General features: G+C 71.8%; 14 protein-coding genes. 10 read left to right on the top strand and 4 right to left on the bottom strand.

The features are described from left to right. Positions 1-9: 9 nt before the first annotated feature. Both ACZ6Z8_RS08135 and ACZ6Z8_RS08130 read right to left on the bottom strand, forming a co-directional pair. Entirely contained in the window at positions 10-810 is an 801-nt protein-coding gene (locus ACZ6Z8_RS08135; protein ID WP_465607409.1) for a hypothetical protein, read from the bottom strand. Positions 811-901: 91 nt separating this feature from the next. After that, entirely contained in the window at positions 902-1,750 is an 849-nt protein-coding gene (locus ACZ6Z8_RS08130; RefSeq protein ID WP_465607407.1) for a hypothetical protein, read from the bottom strand. Between the two features lie 130 nt (positions 1,751-1,880). Here ACZ6Z8_RS08130 and ACZ6Z8_RS08125 point away from each other — a divergent pair, with 130 nt between their 5' ends. Further along, complete coding sequence (locus tag ACZ6Z8_RS08125; protein WP_465607405.1) at positions 1,881-4,517, top strand: valine--tRNA ligase; 2,637 nt, start codon at positions 1,881-1,883, stop codon at positions 4,515-4,517. A gap of 317 nt (positions 4,518-4,834) precedes the next feature. Continuing rightward, positions 4,835-5,359, top strand: coding sequence for a hypothetical protein (locus ACZ6Z8_RS08120; RefSeq protein WP_465607403.1), 525 nt, complete (start codon positions 4,835-4,837; stop codon positions 5,357-5,359). Between the two features lie 21 nt (positions 5,360-5,380). Here ACZ6Z8_RS08120 and wecB read toward each other — a convergent pair whose 3' ends face one another. Together wecB and ACZ6Z8_RS08110 are read right to left on the bottom strand one after the other, a co-directional pair. Continuing rightward, positions 5,381-6,538 (bottom strand): non-hydrolyzing UDP-N-acetylglucosamine 2-epimerase, encoded by a 1,158-nt coding sequence (gene wecB, locus ACZ6Z8_RS08115; protein WP_465607402.1) that lies wholly within the window; start codon positions 6,536-6,538, stop codon positions 5,381-5,383. A 45-nt stretch (positions 6,539-6,583) separates the two neighbouring features. Beyond that, complete coding sequence (locus tag ACZ6Z8_RS08110; protein ID WP_465607400.1) at positions 6,584-8,017, bottom strand: glycosyltransferase; 1,434 nt, start codon at positions 8,015-8,017, stop codon at positions 6,584-6,586. Positions 8,018-8,251: 234 nt separating this feature from the next. Here ACZ6Z8_RS08110 and folC point away from each other — a divergent pair, with 234 nt between their 5' ends. The 8 genes from folC (at position 8,252) to rodA (ending at position 17,184) form a co-directional block, all read left to right on the top strand. After that, the gene (folC, locus tag ACZ6Z8_RS08105; protein ID WP_465607398.1) at positions 8,252-9,643 is read left to right on the top strand and encodes a bifunctional tetrahydrofolate synthase/dihydrofolate synthase; all 1,392 of its coding nucleotides are present in this window, start codon (positions 8,252-8,254) and stop codon (positions 9,641-9,643) included. A 1-nt stretch (position 9,644) separates the two neighbouring features. Continuing rightward, positions 9,645-9,995 (top strand): DUF4233 domain-containing protein, encoded by a 351-nt coding sequence (locus ACZ6Z8_RS08100; protein ID WP_402816224.1) that lies wholly within the window; start codon positions 9,645-9,647, stop codon positions 9,993-9,995. A gap of 105 nt (positions 9,996-10,100) precedes the next feature. After that, a complete protein-coding gene (gene ndk / locus ACZ6Z8_RS08095) occupies positions 10,101-10,514 on the top strand; it encodes a nucleoside-diphosphate kinase (RefSeq protein ID WP_402816223.1) in 414 nt (137 codons plus the stop codon). Between the two features lie 337 nt (positions 10,515-10,851). Further along, positions 10,852-11,877 (top strand): rod shape-determining protein, encoded by a 1,026-nt coding sequence (locus tag ACZ6Z8_RS08090; RefSeq protein WP_030283777.1) that lies wholly within the window; start codon positions 10,852-10,854, stop codon positions 11,875-11,877. Between the two features lie 97 nt (positions 11,878-11,974). Continuing rightward, positions 11,975-12,916, top strand: a complete 942-nt coding sequence (gene mreC, locus ACZ6Z8_RS08085) for a rod shape-determining protein MreC (protein ID WP_465607395.1) — start codon at positions 11,975-11,977, stop codon at positions 12,914-12,916. 3 nt (positions 12,917-12,919) lie between these two features. Beyond that, entirely contained in the window at positions 12,920-13,561 is a 642-nt protein-coding gene (gene mreD, locus ACZ6Z8_RS08080) for a rod shape-determining protein MreD (protein WP_465607393.1), read from the top strand. Positions 13,562-13,618: 57 nt separating this feature from the next. Further along, positions 13,619-15,988 carry a penicillin-binding protein 2 gene (gene mrdA, locus ACZ6Z8_RS08075; RefSeq protein ID WP_465607391.1) on the top strand — a complete coding sequence of 790 codons (2,370 nt, stop codon included), beginning with the start codon at positions 13,619-13,621 and terminating at the stop codon, positions 15,986-15,988. Beyond that, the gene (rodA, locus tag ACZ6Z8_RS08070) at positions 15,985-17,184 is read left to right on the top strand and encodes a rod shape-determining protein RodA (protein WP_465607389.1); all 1,200 of its coding nucleotides are present in this window, start codon (positions 15,985-15,987) and stop codon (positions 17,182-17,184) included. Before mrdA ends, rodA begins: the two co-directional genes overlap by 4 nt. Positions 17,185-17,759 lie beyond the last annotated feature (575 nt).

The following is a 17,759-nucleotide window of genomic DNA, read 5'->3' as shown; positions in this document are numbered from 1 at the left end:
GGCGGCTGCCTACTTCGGCACCTCGGCCACCGCGCGCAGGTCGCGGGCGTCGGCGGCGAGCTTGTCCACGTCGGGCTGGGTGCCGTCGTCGGAGCCCTTCAGCACCATGACCACGCTGCTCTTGTCGGCCCAGGCGCAGAGGGCGAGCTTGCTCTCGCCGTCCTCGGACGTGGCGCAGTCCATCTGGCCGCCCTTGGGGCCCGGGTCGACCGAGTGGCGGCCGGTGACCGTGGCGCCGGCGCCGGTGAAGCCGCTGAACATCTGGTCCAGCTCCTGCTTGGGCAGCAGCACCTTGCCGTAGACGCCCACCGCGATCAGCTGGGGGTTGGAGTCGGAGTCCTGGTAGACCCCGGCGACGCCGGTGGGCTTCCAGTTGCCGTCGCCCTGGCCGATCTTCGAGGTGAGCTCGTCCTGGATTTTCCCGGTCACCGCCGGGTCGTCGTTGGCCTTGAGGTCCTTGAAGGTCGCCGGGAAGGCGATCTTCTCGGTGCCCGCGTTGCTGGTGGTGTCCCAGACGAAGTAGCCCAGGGCGCCGCCGACGATCACCAGCACGGCGGCGATGGTGCCGAGCACGATCCACAGGGTCCTGCGGGACTTGCGCGGCGGCACCGGCGCGTACCCGCCGTAGCCGGGGTAGGCCCCGGGCGCCGCCTCCGCGTAGCCCGGGTAGCCGCCGGCCTCGGGCGCGCCGGGCGCGGGGTAGCCGGGCGGCGGGGCCTGCGGCGGGACGGCGCCGTAGCCGGGGGCGGCCGGCGGCGTCGCCGGGTAGCCGGGCTGCGGCGGGGGCCCGTACGGGTTCTGATCGGACATGCGAGGCCCTTTCTGGGACGTCACGCGTGGATGCCGCCGGAAGCTCCGGCGGTGTGGTGGTGCTGCGGCATGCCCCGGGTGCGGGCCCGGGTTACTTGGCGACCTTCATGGCGTCGCGGATGGCGCGGGCCTTGTCCGCGGCCTGGTCCGGGGCGATGGCGTCCTTGGTGAACGTCACCCGGGCGTAGGTCGACTTGTCGGCCCAGATGCAGACGGACTGGCTCTTGTTGAGCAGGCTGTAGACGCCGCAGGAGAGCAGACCCGAGGAACTGTGGCTGTCCTGGGCGGACTCGTCGGTCAGCGGCGTGGTCCAGGTGAGGCCGTTCCCGCCCTTCTTGGCGTCTTCGAGCATCTGGTGGGGGTCGTTGATGTTCCCGTAGAAGCCGGCCACCGAGAGACCGTCCGTCAGGTCGCCGGCCTTGGTGTAGGTGGCGATCACGACGGTGAGGTTGCTGCCGTACTTGCCGGCGTCCTTCGCCTCGGGCTTGGAGGTGTCGACCGGCTCCTCCTTGGCCGTCTTCTGGGTGTAACCGCCCGGGAGGGTCTGCGGCGTGGAGATCTTGTAGGTGCCGCCCGAGTCGCTGCCGCCGAGGAACTTCCACGCGGCGAAACCGCCGCCGCCGAGCACCAGGGCGCCGATGACCAGGCCGATCACCACACCGCCCTTGCCCTTGCGCGGCGGCGCCGGGTAGCCCGGCTGGCCGTACGGGCCCTGCGGGGGCACGCCGTACTGGGGCTGCGGCTGGCCGTACGGCTGCTGCGGCGGGTACCCGTACTGGGGCTGCGGCTGCCCGTACGGCTGCTGCGGCGGACCGCCGTACGGCTGGCCCCCGTAGGGCTGTCCCTGCTGCGGATACTGCTGCTGTCCCTGGCCGTACATCAGTCCTCGTGCTCCCCCGCCGCGCCCGCGGCCGATCTGGTGGTTGCTGGTTCCGTACACGTCCGGTCACCCGGACGAGTGCCCGGGCACGCTACCGCACGGCGCCCGTCCCGGCGGTGTTCGGGCGGGGGGAGTCCGCGGACCGAAAGCGGTTCGTGACCAGCGCCCCCGGTTACGTAAACTGTGCGTCGTGACCGACACGACGAACCAGCGCCCCGTGAGCACCACCGGGGACGATGCGGCAACCCTCCCGACGACCTACACCCCCGCGGACGTAGAGGGCGAGCTGTACGAGCGCTGGGTAGAGCGTGGCTACTTCACCGCGGACGCGAAGAGCGACAAGCCCGCCTACACGATCGTGATCCCCCCGCCGAACGTCACCGGCGTCCTGCACCTGGGCCACGCGTTCCAGCACACGCTGATGGACGCGCTGACCCGCCGCAAGCGCATGCAGGGCTTCGAGACGCTCTGGCTGCCCGGCATGGACCACGCCGGCATCGCCACCCAGAACAAGGTCGAGCAGCAGCTCGCCGAGGCCGGGCTGTCCCGGCACGACCTGGGCCGCGAGGCCTTCGTCGAGAAGGTCTGGGAGTGGAAGAAGAGCTACGGCGGCCGCATCCTCGGCCAGATGCGCCGCCTCGGTGACGGCGTGGACTGGTCGCGCGAGCGCTTCACCATGGACGAGGGCCTGTCCCAGGCCGTCCAGACCATCTTCAAGCGCCTGTTCGACGACGGCCTGATCTACCGCGCCGAGCGCATCATCAACTGGTGCCCGCGCTGCCTCACCGCGCTGTCCGACATCGAGGTGGAGCACGAGGAGGTGCCCGGCGAGCTGGTCTCGATCCGCTACGGCGAGGGCGAGGACTCGATCGTCGTCGCCACCACCCGGGCCGAGACGATGCTGGGCGACACCGCCGTGGCCGTCCACCCGGAGGACGAGCGGTACAAGCACCTGGTCGGCCGGACCATCAAGCTGCCGCTGACCGACCGGGAGATCCCGGTCGTCGCGGACGAGCACGTCGACCCGGAGTTCGGCACCGGCGCCGTCAAGGTGACGCCCGCGCACGACCCGAACGACTTCGCCATCGGCCAGCGCCACAACCTGCCGAACCTGACCGTGATGGACGACCACGGCGCGATCACCGTGCACGGCCCCTTCCTCGGCATGGACCGGCTGGAGGCCCGCTCGGCCGTCGTCGGCGCGCTGCGCGAGCAGGGCCGGATCGTCGCCGAGAAGCGCCCGTACATGCACGCGGTCGGCCACTGCTCGCGCTGCCACACCGTGGTCGAGCCGCGCCTGTCGCTGCAGTGGTGGGTCAAGGTCGAGCCGCTGGCCAAGGCCGCCGGCGACGCCGTCCGCGACGGCAAGGTGGAGATCCACCCGAAGGAGCTGGAGCGCCGCTACTTCGACTGGGTCGACAACATGTACGACTGGTGCATCTCGCGCCAGCTCTGGTGGGGCCACCGGATCCCGGTCTGGTACGGCCCCGAGGGCGAGGTCGTCTGCGTCGGACCGGACGAGCAGCCGCCGACCGGCGAGGGCTGGCACCAGGACCCGGACGTCCTGGACACCTGGTTCTCCTCCGGCCTGTGGCCGTTCTCCACGCTCGGCTGGCCGGAGAAGACCGCCGACCTGGAGAAGTTCTATCCGACCGACGTCCTGGTCACGGGCCACGACATCATCTTCTTCTGGGTCGCCCGGATGATGATGTTCGGTCTGTACGCGATGGACGGCGAGGCGCCGTTCAAGACCGTCGCACTGACCGGTCTGGTGCGCGACGAGTTCGGCAAGAAGATGTCGAAGTCCTCCGGCACCGCCGTGGACCCGCTGGACTGGATGGACGCCTACGGCGCCGACGCCGTCCGCTTCACCCTGGCCCGCGGTGCCAACCCGGGCGCCGACGTGCCGATCGGCGAGGACTGGGTCAAGGGCTCGCGCAACTTCTGCAACAAGATCTGGAACGCGACCCGCTTCGCGCTGATGAACGGCGCCACCGTCGAGGGCCCGCTGCCCGCGCCGGAGGAGCTGACCGCGGTCGACCGCTGGATCCTGTCGCGGCTGAACGCCACCGTCGCCGAGGTGGACGCGCTGTACGACGACTACGAGTTCGCCAAGGTCTCGGACGCGCTGTACCACTTCGCCTGGGACGAGGTCTTCGACTGGTACGTCGAGCTCTCCAAGACCACCCTGGCCAAGGGCGGCCCGCAGGCCGACGCCTCGCGCCGGGTGCTGGGCGAGGTCCTGGACGTCACCCTGCGGCTGCTGCACCCGGTCGTCCCGTTCGTCACCGAGGCGCTGTGGACGACGCTCACCGGCGCCGAGTCGCTGGTCGTCTCCGAGTGGCCGAAGGACAGCGGCTACCGTGACGCCGCCGCCGAGGCCGAGGTCGCCACGCTGCAGCAGGTGGTCACCGAGGTCCGCCGGTTCCGTTCGGACCAGGGCCTGCAGCCCGCGCAGCGCGTCCCGGCCCAGCTGGAGCTGGCCGGCACCGTGCTGGACGTCCACGAGGACGCGATCCGCTCGCTGCTGCGGCTGACCGTGCCCGAGGAAGGCTTCGCGGCCACCGCCTCGCTGCCGGTCGCCGGTGCCACCGTCTCGCTGGACCTCTCCGGCACCATCGACGTCGCGGCGGAGCGCAAGCGCCTCGCCAAGGACCTCGCGGCCGCCGAGAAGGAGAAGGCCCAGACCACCGCCAAGCTCGGCAACGAGGCCTTCCTGGCCAAGGCGCCGGACGAGGTGGTCGCCAAGATCCGGACCCGCCAGGAGGCCGCCGAGGCCGACATCGCCCGGATCACCGCCCAGCTCGCGGCCCTGCCGCAGGGCTGAGCCGCCCGTAGCCCGAGGAAGGGCCGCACCCCGCGACGCGCGGGGTGCGGCCCTTCGGGTTTTCCGGCGGGCGCGCCGCGGGTGTGCTCTTCCTGCGACTAATAGGAAAGCTGCTACGCCTAATAGAGCAGCAACATTGCTCCCTTCCGGCGAATATTCATCCTGGACCGGGTGAGGTCCTATTCCGAGCGAATTGATTCCGGTCTTGCCCGCGCGCGTTCGCGGAAGTTTCCAAGTCGGATGTGTACGGTGTGCACGGAGTTTCCGAAGGCGTTTCGCTGAGCGTTCCTGCTGAGCGGCGGACGGGAGGGCATGGCGTGGTGGTGACCGAGGAGTTGGCCCAGGAACTGCCTGCCGAGGCGGTCGAGGAGGCCAAGGCCAGGGCGGCGACACTGCTGCTCGCCTTCCGGCACGGGAACCAGCTCGCTTTCGACCACGAGCTGGACCTGTTGCTGGCGGAGAACGTCGAGCGGGAGGTGACCACCCTGCTCGCCTGGATCGCCGCCGAGGCCGTCCGCAAGGCGTACGCCCCGGAGGTCGGCGACCGGGTGCTGCGGGCGATGGCCCGCAGGGCCCCGCAGGACAGCGCGGCGGTCGAGGTGGACGAGGAGACCGCGAACGCCGCCCAGCTGATCGAGGCGGTCGCGGGCGGCCGGGTGAACGAGGTCCGCGGCCTGGTCGCCGCGACGGCGGACACCACCTACCTGCTCGGCGGCCTGCTGCAGGGCGTCGCGATGATGCTGCCGTTGCTGCCCGAGGGCGAACTGGCCGAGATCACGGCCGAGTTGCGCCGCCGGCACGGTGGCACCGCGCACGTCCCGGAGGCCCGCGCCGGGGTCTGACGCCCCGGCCGGACAGGCCCCCTAGGCGGCCACGCGAAGCGCCCCGGCCGCCGGACGGCCGGTCAGCGCGCCGGTCAGCGCGGCGGTCAGCGCGGCGATCCGGGCCGAGGCCAGGCCGTCGCCGTACGGGCTCGGGGTGGCGGCCAGCCGGGCCAGCCGCTCCGGAGTGTCGGACAGCCAGGCGCGGGCCAGCCGGCCCAGCTCCTCGCCGGGCCGCACCAGGGCGGCGAAGCCGGCCTCCACGGCCTCCGGGCGCTCGGTGGAGCGGCGCACCACCAGCAGTGGACGGCCGAGCACGGTGCACTCCTCCTGCACGCCGCCGGAGTCGGAGACCAGCAGCGCGGCGTGGCGCGCCAGGCCCAGGAAGTCGCCGTAGCCGACCGGTTCGGTGACGGCCAGGCGCTCCAGCAGGCCGTCCAGCGCGAAGCGTTCGACGGCGGCCCGGGTGCGCGGGTGCATCGGGAACAGCACCGGGGTGCCGGCCCGGGCGATCCGGTCCAGTTCGGCGAGCACGGCGCCGAGCGCCTCGGCGGTGTCGGTGTTCTCCGGGCGGTGCACGGTGGCCAGCACGTACCCGTCGGGGCGCAGCCCGTGCGCGGCGAGCAGCGCGGCGCGGGCGGCCCGGTCCGGCAGCTGACGGCGGACCACCTCGACCACGGTGTTGCCGGTGAGCTCGATCCGCCCCCGGTCGAGGGACTCGGCGCGCAGGTTGGCGACGTTGTCCTCGGTGGCGGCGCAGAGCAGGTCGGAGACGTGGTCGACCATCACCCGGTTGTGCTCCTCGGGCATGGCCCGGTCGTAGCTGCGCAGCCCGGCCTCGACGTGCACCAGCGGGATCTCCCGGGCGTTGGCGGCCAGCGCCCCGGCGAGGGTGGCGTTGGTGTCGCCCTGGACGACCACGGCGGCGGGGCGGTCCTCGGCGAAGGCGGCGTCCAGCTGGCCGAGGGACTGGGCGATCTGCCCGGCCCGGGGGCGGCCGCCGACGCCGGTGAGCAGTTCCGGCCGGGGCAGGTCGAGGTCGCGCAGGAAGCGGCCGGACATCGCCTCGTCCCAGTGCTGGCCGGTGTGCACCAGCCGGGTGGCGTCGCCGAGTTCGTGGATCAGCGGGGCGAGCTTGACCAGTTCGGGGCGGGTGCCGAGGACGACGGCGACGCTGTTGGGGGGCAGGCAGAAGCTCATGGGGGCTCCGGGTGGGACGTGGCGGAGGGGCGCGGTGGGGGTGGCTCAGGATTCGAGCGCGGTGGGGGCGCCGACGGCGACCTTCTCGGCGTTGCGCCGGGTCTTGGCCCAGCCGTTGCGGCCGAGCAGCATCCGGACGGCGGCCCGGACGGCGACCACGAAGAGGTGGTAGGCGTAGAGCCAGACCAGGACGCCCCAGAGCAGCCCGGTGAGCCGGCGCCGGTCCGGGTGGACGGTCCGGCGGTAGGCGAGGCCCCAGAACACCATCGGCAGGGTGGCGAGCACGAAGGCGAGCAGCATCCACGGGCCGTAGCGGAGCTGGAACTCGGCGGTCCCGGCGGGGAAGAGCACCAGCCCGGCGGCGGTGATGGCGAGCGAGAGCGGGAAGAGCAGCACCAGCAGCACGCAGACCACGGGCTGGAGGAAGGTGTAGAGCACCTCGGCCTTGCCGGACGCGGTGTAGTGCGGGGAGCGCAGCACCCGGCCGGTGTAGCGCAGGCACTGCATGTTGCCCTGGGCCCAGCGGGTGCGCTGGGTGAGGAAGCGGCGCAGCGAGATCAGGCCCTCCTGGGAGACCTGGGCCTCGGTGACGTGGGTGAGCCGCCAGCCGGCCAGGCGCAAGTCGAGGCCGGACTCGTAGTCCTCCAGCAGGGCGCGCTCGGGCCAGGGGCGGCCGGCCCGGCCCTCCTCGGCGGTGAGCGAGTCGAGGGCGGTGAGCCGTACGAACTGGCCGTTGCCGCCGAGGCCGACGCTGCCGGTGCGGCGGCGCAGCAGTTGCATGCCGGCGTTGTTGGCCTGGAACTCGACGTCCTGCATCCGGACCAGGGCGCGGGCGAGGGCGTTGGCGGTGCGGCCGCGGCCGGGCAGCGGGCGTTCGTCGTCGGCGTTGCGCATCCGCACGCCGATCTGGACGGCGCCGGTGTCGGGGCGGCCGAGGGCCTTGGGGTTGCAGACCTGGCCGAGAGTGCCGGGGTCGAGCTGTCCGTCGGCGTCGACGACGCCGATCACCACGCGGGAGCGGTCGGTGGACTCGGGCAGCCGGGCGGAGATCTCGCGGTAGGCGGCGTTGAGCGCGGCGCCCTTGCCGATCCGGGCGTGCGGACGGCGGCGCTGGACGAGGTGGATCCGCGGGTCGCGGGAGGCGGCGGCGAGGACGAGTTCGCGGGTGGTGTCCTCGCTGTCGTCGTCGATCACCCACAGGTGGGCCTCGGGTGCGGCGGCCCGCAGGCCGTCCAGGGTCTGGGTGACCACGGCCTCCTCGTCGCGGCAGGGGATGACCAGGTGCCACTGGAAGGCGGAGGGGTCGCCGGGCTCGGCGGGCCGGTTGTGCCGGAAGGCGTGGCGGGAGCCGGCCCAGTACACGAGGAAGCGTCCGAAGACGAGGACCATGTAGCCGACGAGGGCCAGGGAGACCAGTCCGGCGAACCAGACGACGGCGTTCTGGCGGAGCACGAACCAGTCGTGCAGGGCGTCGGGCATGGCGCGGTGCTCCTCGTCATCAACGCGGCCTCATGTCAAAGGCGTCAGCTCCTGGAGGTTGCGAATCGATGCCTCATTGCTGTCCAAACTCGCGTAATCGATAGTAAAGGGAGCAAACTGGAGTCTCGGGGTGAAGCCGGGCAAAGTGGCCGTTCTCACCCCGGCGGCCGTCGTGTTCGCGCCATGACACTCACCCTGTGGGGGCGGGGCGCCACCGCTCCGTAGACTGTGGTCGTGAGCGACAAGGCCGACCCGAATCCGTACACCCTCCGCCCCGCCGACGGCGACACCGGCGACGCCCTGCGCGAGGTCGAACTCGAACTCTCCAGCCGCTGGCCGGAGAACAAGCTGGAGCCCTCGCTCGACCGGATCGAGGCGCTGATGGACATCCTGGGCCAGCCCCAGCGGGCCTTCCCGTCCATCCACATCACCGGCACCAACGGCAAGACCTCCACCGCCCGGATGATCGAGCAGCTGCTCAACACCTTCGAGCTGCGCACCGGCCGCTACACCAGCCCGCACGTGGAGACCGTCACCGAGCGGATCAGCCTGGACGGCGCGCCGATCAGCCCCGAGCGCTTCGTCGAGGTCTACCGCGACATCGAGCCCTACGTGCAGATGGTCGACGCCGCCCAGCCGGTGCCGATGTCCTTCTTCGAGGTGCTCACCGGCATGGCCTACGCGGCCTTCGCCGACGCCCCGGTGGACGTCGCGGTGGTCGAGGTCGGCATGGGCGGCACCTGGGACGCCACCAACGTCATCGACGCCGCCGTCGCCGTGATCACCCCGATCGGGCTGGACCACACCGACAAGCTCGGCGGGACCACCGGCGAGATCGCGGTCGAGAAGTCCGGGATCATCAAGTCCGGCGCCGTCGCCGTGGTCGCCCAGCAGCAGCTGGACGCCGCCCAGAACATCCTGCGCCGGGCCGTCGAGGTGGACGCCACCGTGGCCCGCGAGGGCATGGAGTTCGGCGTGATGCGCCGTGAGCTCGCCATCGGCGGCCAGCTGGTGACGCTGCGCGGGCTCGGCGGCGAGGAGTACGAGGACGTCTTCATCCCGCTGCACGGCGAGCACCAGGCGCACAACGCGGCGCTGGCGCTGGCCGCGGTCGAGGCCTTCTTCGGCGTCGGCGGCGCCCGCGGCGGCCAGCTGGACGCCGACAAGGTCCGCCAGGCCTTCTCCGGCGTCTCCTCGCCCGGCCGCCTGGAGGTCGTCCGCCGCAGTCCCACGATCATCCTGGACGCCGCGCACAACCCGCACGGCGCCCGGGCCACCGTCTCCGCGATCTCCGAGTCCTTCGGCTTCACCCGCCTGGTCGGCGTGATCGGCACCTCCGGGGACAAGGACGTGGCCGGCGTGCTGGAGGCCTTCGAGCCGATCCTGGCCGAGGTCGTCATCACCCAGAACTCCACCCACCGGGCGATGGACGTGGACGCGCTCGCGGCCCTGGCCGTCGAGGTCTTCGGCGAGGACCGGGTCCAGGTCGAGCCCCGGCTCGACGACGCCATCGCCGCCGCCGTCACCCTGGCCGAGGAGGAGGGCGACCTCGGCGGCGCCGGGGTGCTGGTCACCGGTTCGGTCATCACGGTGGGCGAGGCCCGCCTGCTGCTCGGGAGGAAGTGACATGAGGACGCTCTGCTCCTCGACGCTGATCGGCGAGGCGCTGCTGATCATGTTCGCGGCGCTGGTCGCGATGCAGCTCTCCAGCGTCTCGACGGCCACGGTGTGGATCGTCAGCGGCATCGCGATGGCGCTGTGCGTCGCGCTCTGCGGCATGATCAACCGCCCCGGCGCGGTGCAGATCGGCTGGGCGCTGCAGATCGGACTGGTCGCCAGCGGCTTCGTGCTGCCGACCATGTTCGGCCTCGGCGTGGTCTTCGCCGGCCTGTGGTGGTGCTCGGTGCACTACGGCCGCAAGGTCGACGAGTTCAAGGCCGCCCGCGCGGCCGCCGAGGCCCGGGCCCAGGCCGCCTGACGGCCCGGCCGGTCGCCCGCCGGGACCGCGGGACCGACCGGTCGTTCACGCAAGGTAACCTCTGCCCCATACCGCACGCCGTACCGAATACCCAGGAGACGCACCGTGTCCCAGCGCACTCTCGTCCTGCTCAAGCCCGACGCCGTCCGCCGCGGCCTGGCGGGCGAGATCATCAGCCGCATCGAGCGCAAGGCCGGCTGGCGGCTGACCGCCGTCGAGCTGCGCACCTTCGACCGGGAGACCCTGGAGCACCACTACGCCGAGCACGTCGGCCGCCCCTTCTACGAGCCGCTGCTGGAGTTCATGACCTCCGGCCCGTCGATCGCGATGATCGTCGAGGGCGAGGAGGTCGTGAAGGGCATCCGCATGCTGGCCGGCGCCACCAACCCGCTGGAGGCCGGCTCCGGCACCATCCGCGGCGACTACGCGACCATCACCCGCGAGAACCTGATCCACGCCTCCGACTCCCCGGAGTCCGCCGAGCGCGAGATCAAGATCTTCTTCCCCGCGCACGCCTGAGCCCCGCGCACGCCTGAGCCCGGCCGGCGACGCGCCCGGTAGGACGTTCGTACCGCCCCGGTCGGGTCCATTGGCCCGGCCGGGGCATTCTTATCGTGAAATAGGGAACTGGGGAGGCCGACACGGCGTCCCAATCCTGGGAGAAGCGATCACGCTCCGGACAATGGACCGTATGCCCCGCGTCGACGTCCGTACTGCGCGGCGTGACTACGATGGACGCGACTCAAGGGCCCGGTAAGGCAGCTCAGCTGGTCTCCGCCCAAGCGTGGGCGCACGCATCCGTCCACCCCCATGAACTCCGAGCCCGGGAAGGCACCCACACCCCATGGCGAGCAACCTGTCGTTCATCGGCCGCGACTTGGCGATCGACCTCGGAACAGCCAACACGCTGGTGTACGTCAGGGGCAAGGGGATCGTCCTCAACGAGCCGTCCGTCGTCGCGGTCAACACCAACACCGGCGGCATCCTGGCGGTCGGCGCCGAGGCCAAGAAGATGATCGGCCGCACCCCCGGCAACATCGTCGCCATCCGCCCGCTCAAGGACGGTGTGATCGCCGACTTCGAGATCACCGAGCGGATGCTGCGCTACTTCATCCTCAAGATCCACCGGCGCCGCTACCTCGCCCGCCCGCGCGTCGTGGTCTGCGTGCCCTCCGGCATCACCGGCGTCGAGCGCCGCGCCGTCATCGAGGCCTCCTCGCAGGCCGGCGCCCGCCAGGTGCACATCATCGAGGAGCCGATGGCCGCCGCGATCGGCGCCGGACTGCCCGTCCACGAGGCCACCGGCAACATGGTCGTCGACATCGGCGGCGGCACCACCGAGGTCGCCGTCATCTCCCTCGGCGGCATCGTCACCGCCCAGTCCATCCGGGTGGCCGGCGACGAGCTGGACAACGCCATCGTCCAGCACATCAAGAAGGAGTACTCCCTCCTCCTCGGCGAGCGCAGCGCCGAGCAGATCAAGATGAGCATCGGCAGCGCCTACGGCCTTGAGGGCGAGAAGGACGAGCACGCCGAGATCCGCGGCCGCGACCTGGTCAGCGGCCTGCCCAAGACCGTGGTCATCTCCGCCGCCGAGGTCCGCGCCGCCATCGACGAGCCGGTCAACTCGATCATCGACGCCGTCAAGACCACCCTCGACCAGTGCCCGCCCGAGCTGGCCGGCGACGTCATGGACCGCGGCATCGTGCTCACCGGCGGCGGCGCCCTGCTGCGCGGCCTGGACGAGCGGCTGCGCCGCGAGACCGGCATGCCGATCCACATCGCCGAGAACCCGCTCGACTCCGTCGCACTCGGCTCCGGCAAGTGCGTCGAGGAGTTCGAGGCGCTCCAGCAGGTACTGGACGCCTCGCCGCGCCGTTAGCACCACAGCGAAGAATCCGACACTCAACTGAACGGGCCGCCGCCCGGGCCCCACAGCCCCGGGCGGCCGCCAGGTACGAAGGGGCAGTACCAGCACCGTGAGGGACACACGAGAGAGCCGGCTACTGCTCATCCTGCTGGTGGCCGTCGCCTTCGCGCTGATCACCGTGGACATCAAGGGCGGTGAGGACTCCCCGCTCAACCCGGCCCGGCACGCGGCCGCCGGCGTCCTCGGCCCCGTCGAACGCGGCGCCGCCAACGTGGTGGACCCGGTCGCGAACACCGTCCGCGCCTTCCGCGACGCCGCCACCAACAGCGGCCGCGCCGACCAGCTCGCCCGCGAGAACACCGAACTGCGGCAGAAGCTCGCCTCCTCCGACATGGCCACCGGGCGCACCAAGCAGCTGGACGACCTGCTGCGCACCGCCGGCGCCGGCGGATACACCGTCAAGGCCGCCCAGGTCATCGCGATCGGCCCGGCCCAGGGCTTCTCCTGGACCATCACCATCGACGCCGGCAGCGACGACGGCCTCACCCGCGACATGACGGTCATCAACGGCCAGGGCCTGGTCGGCCGGGTCACCACCGTCGCCCCGACCACCGCCACCGTGCTGCTCGCCTCCGACCCCGGCTTCTCGGCCGGCACCCGCCTGGAGGGCAGCGGCGAGATCGGCTTCGCCTCCGGCGGCGGCGACAGCCCGATGAAGGTCTCCCTGCTCAACGGCAAGGCGCAGGTGAAGAACGGCGACCGGCTGGTCACCTTCGGCTCGCAGAGCGGCCGCCCCTTCGTGCCCGGCGTCCCGGTCGGCAAGGTCATCGAGGTCCAGGCCAACGCCGGCCAGCTGACCAAGACCGTCCTGGTGGAGCCCTTCGTCCAGTTCACCCGGCTCGACCTCGTCGGCGTGGTGGTCGTGCCGCCACGCACCGACCCGCGCGACGCCGTGCTGCCGCCCGCCCCCACCCCGGGGCAGAGCCAGGCCGCCCAGCCGCAGGCCACCGCGCCCGCCGCCCCGCCCGCCAAGCCCAATGGGGGGAACTGAGCCATGCGCCTCGCCCGCATCCCCGTCTCCGCCGCGCTGGTCCTGTTCGGCCTGATCCTCCAGGTCAGCGTCTTCGGCCGGCTCCAGCTCCCGGGAGCCACCCCGGACATACTGCTGCTCATCGTGGTCGGCCTGGCCATGGTCTACGGCCCGGCCGGCGGCAGCCTGGTCGGCTTCTCGGGCGGCCTGCTGGCCGACCTCGCACCGCCCTCCGACCACGCGATCGGGCGCTACGCCCTGGTGCTCTGCCTGATGGGCTACGCCGCCGGACTGCTGCGCCCCGAGCACGGCCGCCAGCGCTCCGTCTCCAGCGCGCTGATGGTCGTCGGTGCCGCCGCGATCGCCTCCACCCTGCTGTACGCGATGGTCGGCGCCCTGGTCGGCGACACCGCGGCCCGGCACGTCGGCCTCGGCGGACTGGTGATCAGCGCCCTGCTGTACGACCTGCTGCTGGCGCCGTTCGTGGTGCCGCTGGTGATGCTGCTCGGCCGCCGCTTCGGCCGCGACCCGGTGGCCGCCGCCAGCGACGACGACCAGGGCGGCCCGGGACTGGGCACGCTGGCCCGCTACCGCACCACGCGCGAGGTCTCGGCCGGGCCGTCCTACAAGAAGCGGCGCATCCCCGGCTTCGCCCGCCGCCCGTAGCGGCCCGTCCAGGCCCCCGACCTCCTGATCCTCCCGCATCCCTGGAGCGCACGAGACGTGAGCAACATCCCCGAGACCGGCCGCACCCGGCGGGTGACGATCCGTCTGGTGGTGCTGCAGATCCTGGTGCTGTCGCTGCTCGCCACCCTCGGCGGACGGCTGTGGTACCTGCAGATCCGCAACGCCAAGGAGTACACCGCCAAGGCGACCGGCAACCACATCCGCGAGGTGGTCGAACCCGCCGTCCGCGGCGAGATCCTGGACGCCTCCGGGCGGATCCTGGCCGGCAACGAGACCCGGCTGGTGGTCTCCGTCAGCCGCACCTCGCTGCTCCAGCAGAAGGACGGCGGCAAGGCGGTGCTGGGCCGACTGGCCGAGGTGCTCGGGATGCCCGCCAAGGACGTCCAGGAGAAGGTCCGGCTCTGCGACGCCAAGACGCCGCAGCCGTGCTGGAACGGCTCGCCGTACCAGCCGATCCCGGTCACCAAGGAGGCGACCACCCAGCAGGCGATGCAGATAATGGAGCGCCGCGAGGACTTCCCCGGGGTCACCGCGCAGCCCACCGCCGTGCGTCACTACACCGGCGCCGAGGGCTCCAACATGGCCCAGGTGCTCGGCTACCTCTCGCCGGTCACCGACGAGGAGGTCAGCAAGACCGCCGACAAGAGCGGCCTGGACCGCTACCTGCCGGCCGACCAGATCGGCCGGGCCGGCCTGGAGTCGGTGTACGACCGCGACCTGCGCGGTACGGCGGGCATCACCAAGCTGGAGGTGGACAATCTCGGCCGGGTGATCGGCACCGCCGGCACCGTCGCCCCGCAGACCGGCAACAACCTGGTCACCAGCATCGACGCCCGGGTGCAGAAGGTCGTCGAGGACAACCTGGCGCAGGCCATGGCCGACGCCCGGAAGACCTTCGACAAGGTCACCAACCGCAACTACGAGGCCGACTCCGGCGCCGCCGTCGTGATGGACGTGCACACCGGCCGGATCATCGCGATGGCCAGCGCCCCGACCTACGACCCCAACCTGTGGGTGGGCGGCATCAGCGGCAAGGACTACCAGTCGCTGACCAGCAAGGACTCCAACTTCCCGCTGCTCAACCGGGCCATACAGGGTCAGTCCGCCCCCGGCTCGACCTTCAAGGTCGTCTCCACCACCGCCGCCGTGCAGGCCGGCTACTCGCTGGACGGCACCTACCCGTGCCCGAAGGCCATGACCATCGGCGGCCGTGAGTTCAAGAACTTCGAGAGCGAGAGCTTCGGTTCCATCTCCCTGGAGAAGGCGCTGGAGGTCTCCTGCGACACCGTCTTCTACGGCCTGGCGTACGACCAGTGGATGAAGGACGGCGGCATCAAGCCGAAGAAGGACCCGGCCGACTGGTTCTTCAAGACCGCCCATGAGTTCGGCCTCGGCGCCAAGACCGGCATCGACCTGCCGTCCGAGGTCCCCGGCCGGGTGCCGGACCGGCAGTGGAAGCAGTCCTTCTACGACAACAACAAGGACGCCTGGTGCGCGCAGGCGCAGAAGGGCGGCACCAGCTTCTCCGACCAGATCGCCAAGGAGAACTGCGTCGACGGCTACCAGATGCGCGCAGGTGACGCCGTCAACTACGCGATCGGCCAGGGCGACACCCTCGTCACCCCGGTCCAGATGGCCCGGATCTACTCGGCGCTGGCCAACGGCGGCACCTTCTACCGGCCGACCGTCGCCAAGGCGGTGATAAGCCCGAGCGGGGACCTCGTCCGCGAGATCGCCCCGCACGCGGACGCCAAGTTCCCCGGCGACCAGAAGCTGCTCAGCTACATCGACCAGGCCACCGCGGGCGTCATCACCAGCGGTACCGCCGCCTGGAAGTTCAACGGCTGGCCGCAGGACAAGATCGCGCTGCACGCCAAGACCGGCACCGCCGAGGTCGAGGGCAAGCAGACCACCTCCTGGCTGGACACGTACAGCAAGGACTACGCGGTCATCATGACGATCAGCCAGGGCGGCACCGGCTCCGGCGGCTCCGGCGACGCCATCCGCCGGATCTACCAGGCGCTGTACGGCGTGGACGACAAGGGCAACATCGACAACGGCAAGGCGCTGCTGCCGACGCCGCAGGGCGACCTGCCGAAGTTCAACCCGGACGGCACCGCGATCATCAAGCCGGCCGCCTACACCGTCGACCCGGCGCAGGGCTCCGTCGCCCCGGCTTCCGCTTCGGCGTCGGCCCCGGGATCGGCTCCGGTTTCGGCGTCGGCCCCGGTTTCGGCTCCGGTCGCGGCCGTTGCCCCGTCGGACGCCGGGCAGGCCGCGGCGACGGGCTACGACCCCTCGGCGACCTTCCTCGATCCCGCGCCGCCGGCCGGCGGATCCGCCTCGTACACCGCCGCCGACGCGGCGCTCGAACCGACCAACCGCCAGGGAAGGGGACGGGCATGAGCTCCTACGGCTCGTACCGGCAGCTGCGGCTGACCCCCCAGCGCAGCGGGGTCTCCAAGGCCCTGGCCAAGGACTCCCCGCTCTGGCGGCTGGACTGGATACTGCTGCTGGCCGGACTGGCCCTGTCGGCCGGCAGCTCGCTGCTGGTGTGGTCGGCCACCCGCGGGCGCGACAACCTCACCCACGGGGACCCGCAGTACTTCCTCTACCGGCACCTGACGAACTTCGTCATCGGCCTGGTGCTGTGCGCCGTGGTGATAGGGATAGGAGCCCGGCGGGTCCGCACCCTGGTCCCCTTCATCTACGTCGGCGTGATCGTGCTGCTGCTGGCGACGCTCAGCCCGATCGGCTCGACCGTCAACGGCGCCCACTCGTGGATCCAGCTCGGCGGCGGCTTCTCCGTCCAGCCGGCCGAGTTCGCGAAGATCGCCATCCTGCTGGCGATGGCCGTCGTGCTGTCGGACCAGGTCGACGCGGGGGAGCGGGAGTTCCCCTCGCACCGGGTGGTGTTCCGGGGCCTGATCTGGGCCTGCGTGCCGATGGGCCTCGTCCTGCTGATGCCGGACGCCGGGTCGGTCATGGTGATGTCCGCGATCGTGCTGGGCATCCTGCTCGGCTCCGGCGCCGCCAACCGCTGGGTGCTCGGCATCCTCGCGCTCGGCGTCGGCGGCAGCATCGCGATCTGGAAGCTCGGGCTGCTGAGCCAGTACCAGATCGACCGCTTCGCCGCCTTCGCCAACCCCCAGCTCGACCCCAACGGCGTCGGCTACAACACCGCACAGGCCCGGATCGCGATCGGCTCGGGCGGGCTGATGGGCAAGGGGCTGTTCCACGGCACCCAGACCGTCGGGCAGTTCGTGCCGGAGCAGCAGACCGACTTCGTGTTCACCGTCGCCGGTGAGGAGCTCGGCTTCGTCGGGGCGCTCGCCATAATCGCCCTGGTCGGCGTGATCCTGTGGCGCGCCTGCCGGATCGCCCGCCAGGCGACCGACCTGTACGGGACGATCGTGGCGGCCGGGATCATCGCCTGGTTCTCCTTCCAGGCCTTCGAGAACATAGGGATGTGCCTGGGCATCATGCCGGTCGCCGGCATCCCGCTGCCCTTCGTCTCCTACGGCGGCTCGTCGATGTTCGCGGTCTGGATCGGCATCGGGCTGCTCCAGGCGGTGCGCAGCCAACGGCCGATAGCGGCCTGAGCGGTCGACGGCAGGGGCCGGTCCGGGGTACTCCCGGGCCGGCCCCTGCGCCTTGCGTCCCTGGTTGGGTGACGGTACGTCAGATCGGGTGCAGCAGACAGTCGGCGGCGGTGAGGATCGCCCGGGTCTGGTGGGCCAGCTGCTCCTGCACCGGGACCCAGCGAGCGCCGAAGCGGCTGCGCAGCCGGTCCAGGCTGTCCGCCACCACGGCGCGGGCGCGCTCCCGGGCGGCCTCGGCGGCCGGGCCGCGGGCGTCCGCGAGCAGCCGCAGCAGGATCGAGGCGACCCGCAGCGGCAGCCGGGCCGCGACCAGCCCTGCGGTGGTCGCCCGGGCGGCGCTCAGCGGCCCCTGGCACCACAGCTCCAGCCACTCGGCGGCCACCCGCGGGGCCACACCCAGGTTGAACTCCGCGGTGCGCGCCAGCGGGCCGTACGCCTCCCGGGCCTGCGCCGGGACGCGGGCGAGCAGGGCGGTGAGCTCCTCGGCGCGGGCGGTGAGCTCGCGGGCGGCGTCGCCGACGACCTGTGGTCCGGCCGGATGCGTACGGGCGTCGCCAACCGCGTCCACCGCCCAC

The organism is Kitasatospora sp. NPDC101108 (genome assembly GCF_055584725.1).
The sequence above is the reverse complement of the archived record's forward strand: the minus strand, read 5'-3'. Positions and strand labels throughout refer to the sequence as shown.

Bases quoted from the DNA above. Each gene is read 5' to 3' on its own strand.
- ACZ6Z8_RS08135 (WP_465607409.1), bottom strand. From the start codon at position 810: ATGTCCGATCAGAACCCGTACGGGCCCCCGCCGCAGCCCGGCTACCCG.
- wecB (WP_465607402.1), bottom strand. From the start codon at position 6,538: ATGAGCTTCTGCCTGCCCCCCAACAGCGTCGCCGTCGTCCTCGGCACC.
- ACZ6Z8_RS08110 (WP_465607400.1), bottom strand. From the start codon at position 8,017: ATGCCCGACGCCCTGCACGACTGGTTCGTGCTCCGCCAGAACGCCGTC.
- ACZ6Z8_RS08100 (WP_402816224.1), top strand. From the start codon at position 9,645: ATGAGGACGCTCTGCTCCTCGACGCTGATCGGCGAGGCGCTGCTGATC.
- mreD (WP_465607393.1), top strand. From the start codon at position 12,920: ATGCGCCTCGCCCGCATCCCCGTCTCCGCCGCGCTGGTCCTGTTCGGC.
- rodA (WP_465607389.1), top strand. From the start codon at position 15,985: ATGAGCTCCTACGGCTCGTACCGGCAGCTGCGGCTGACCCCCCAGCGC.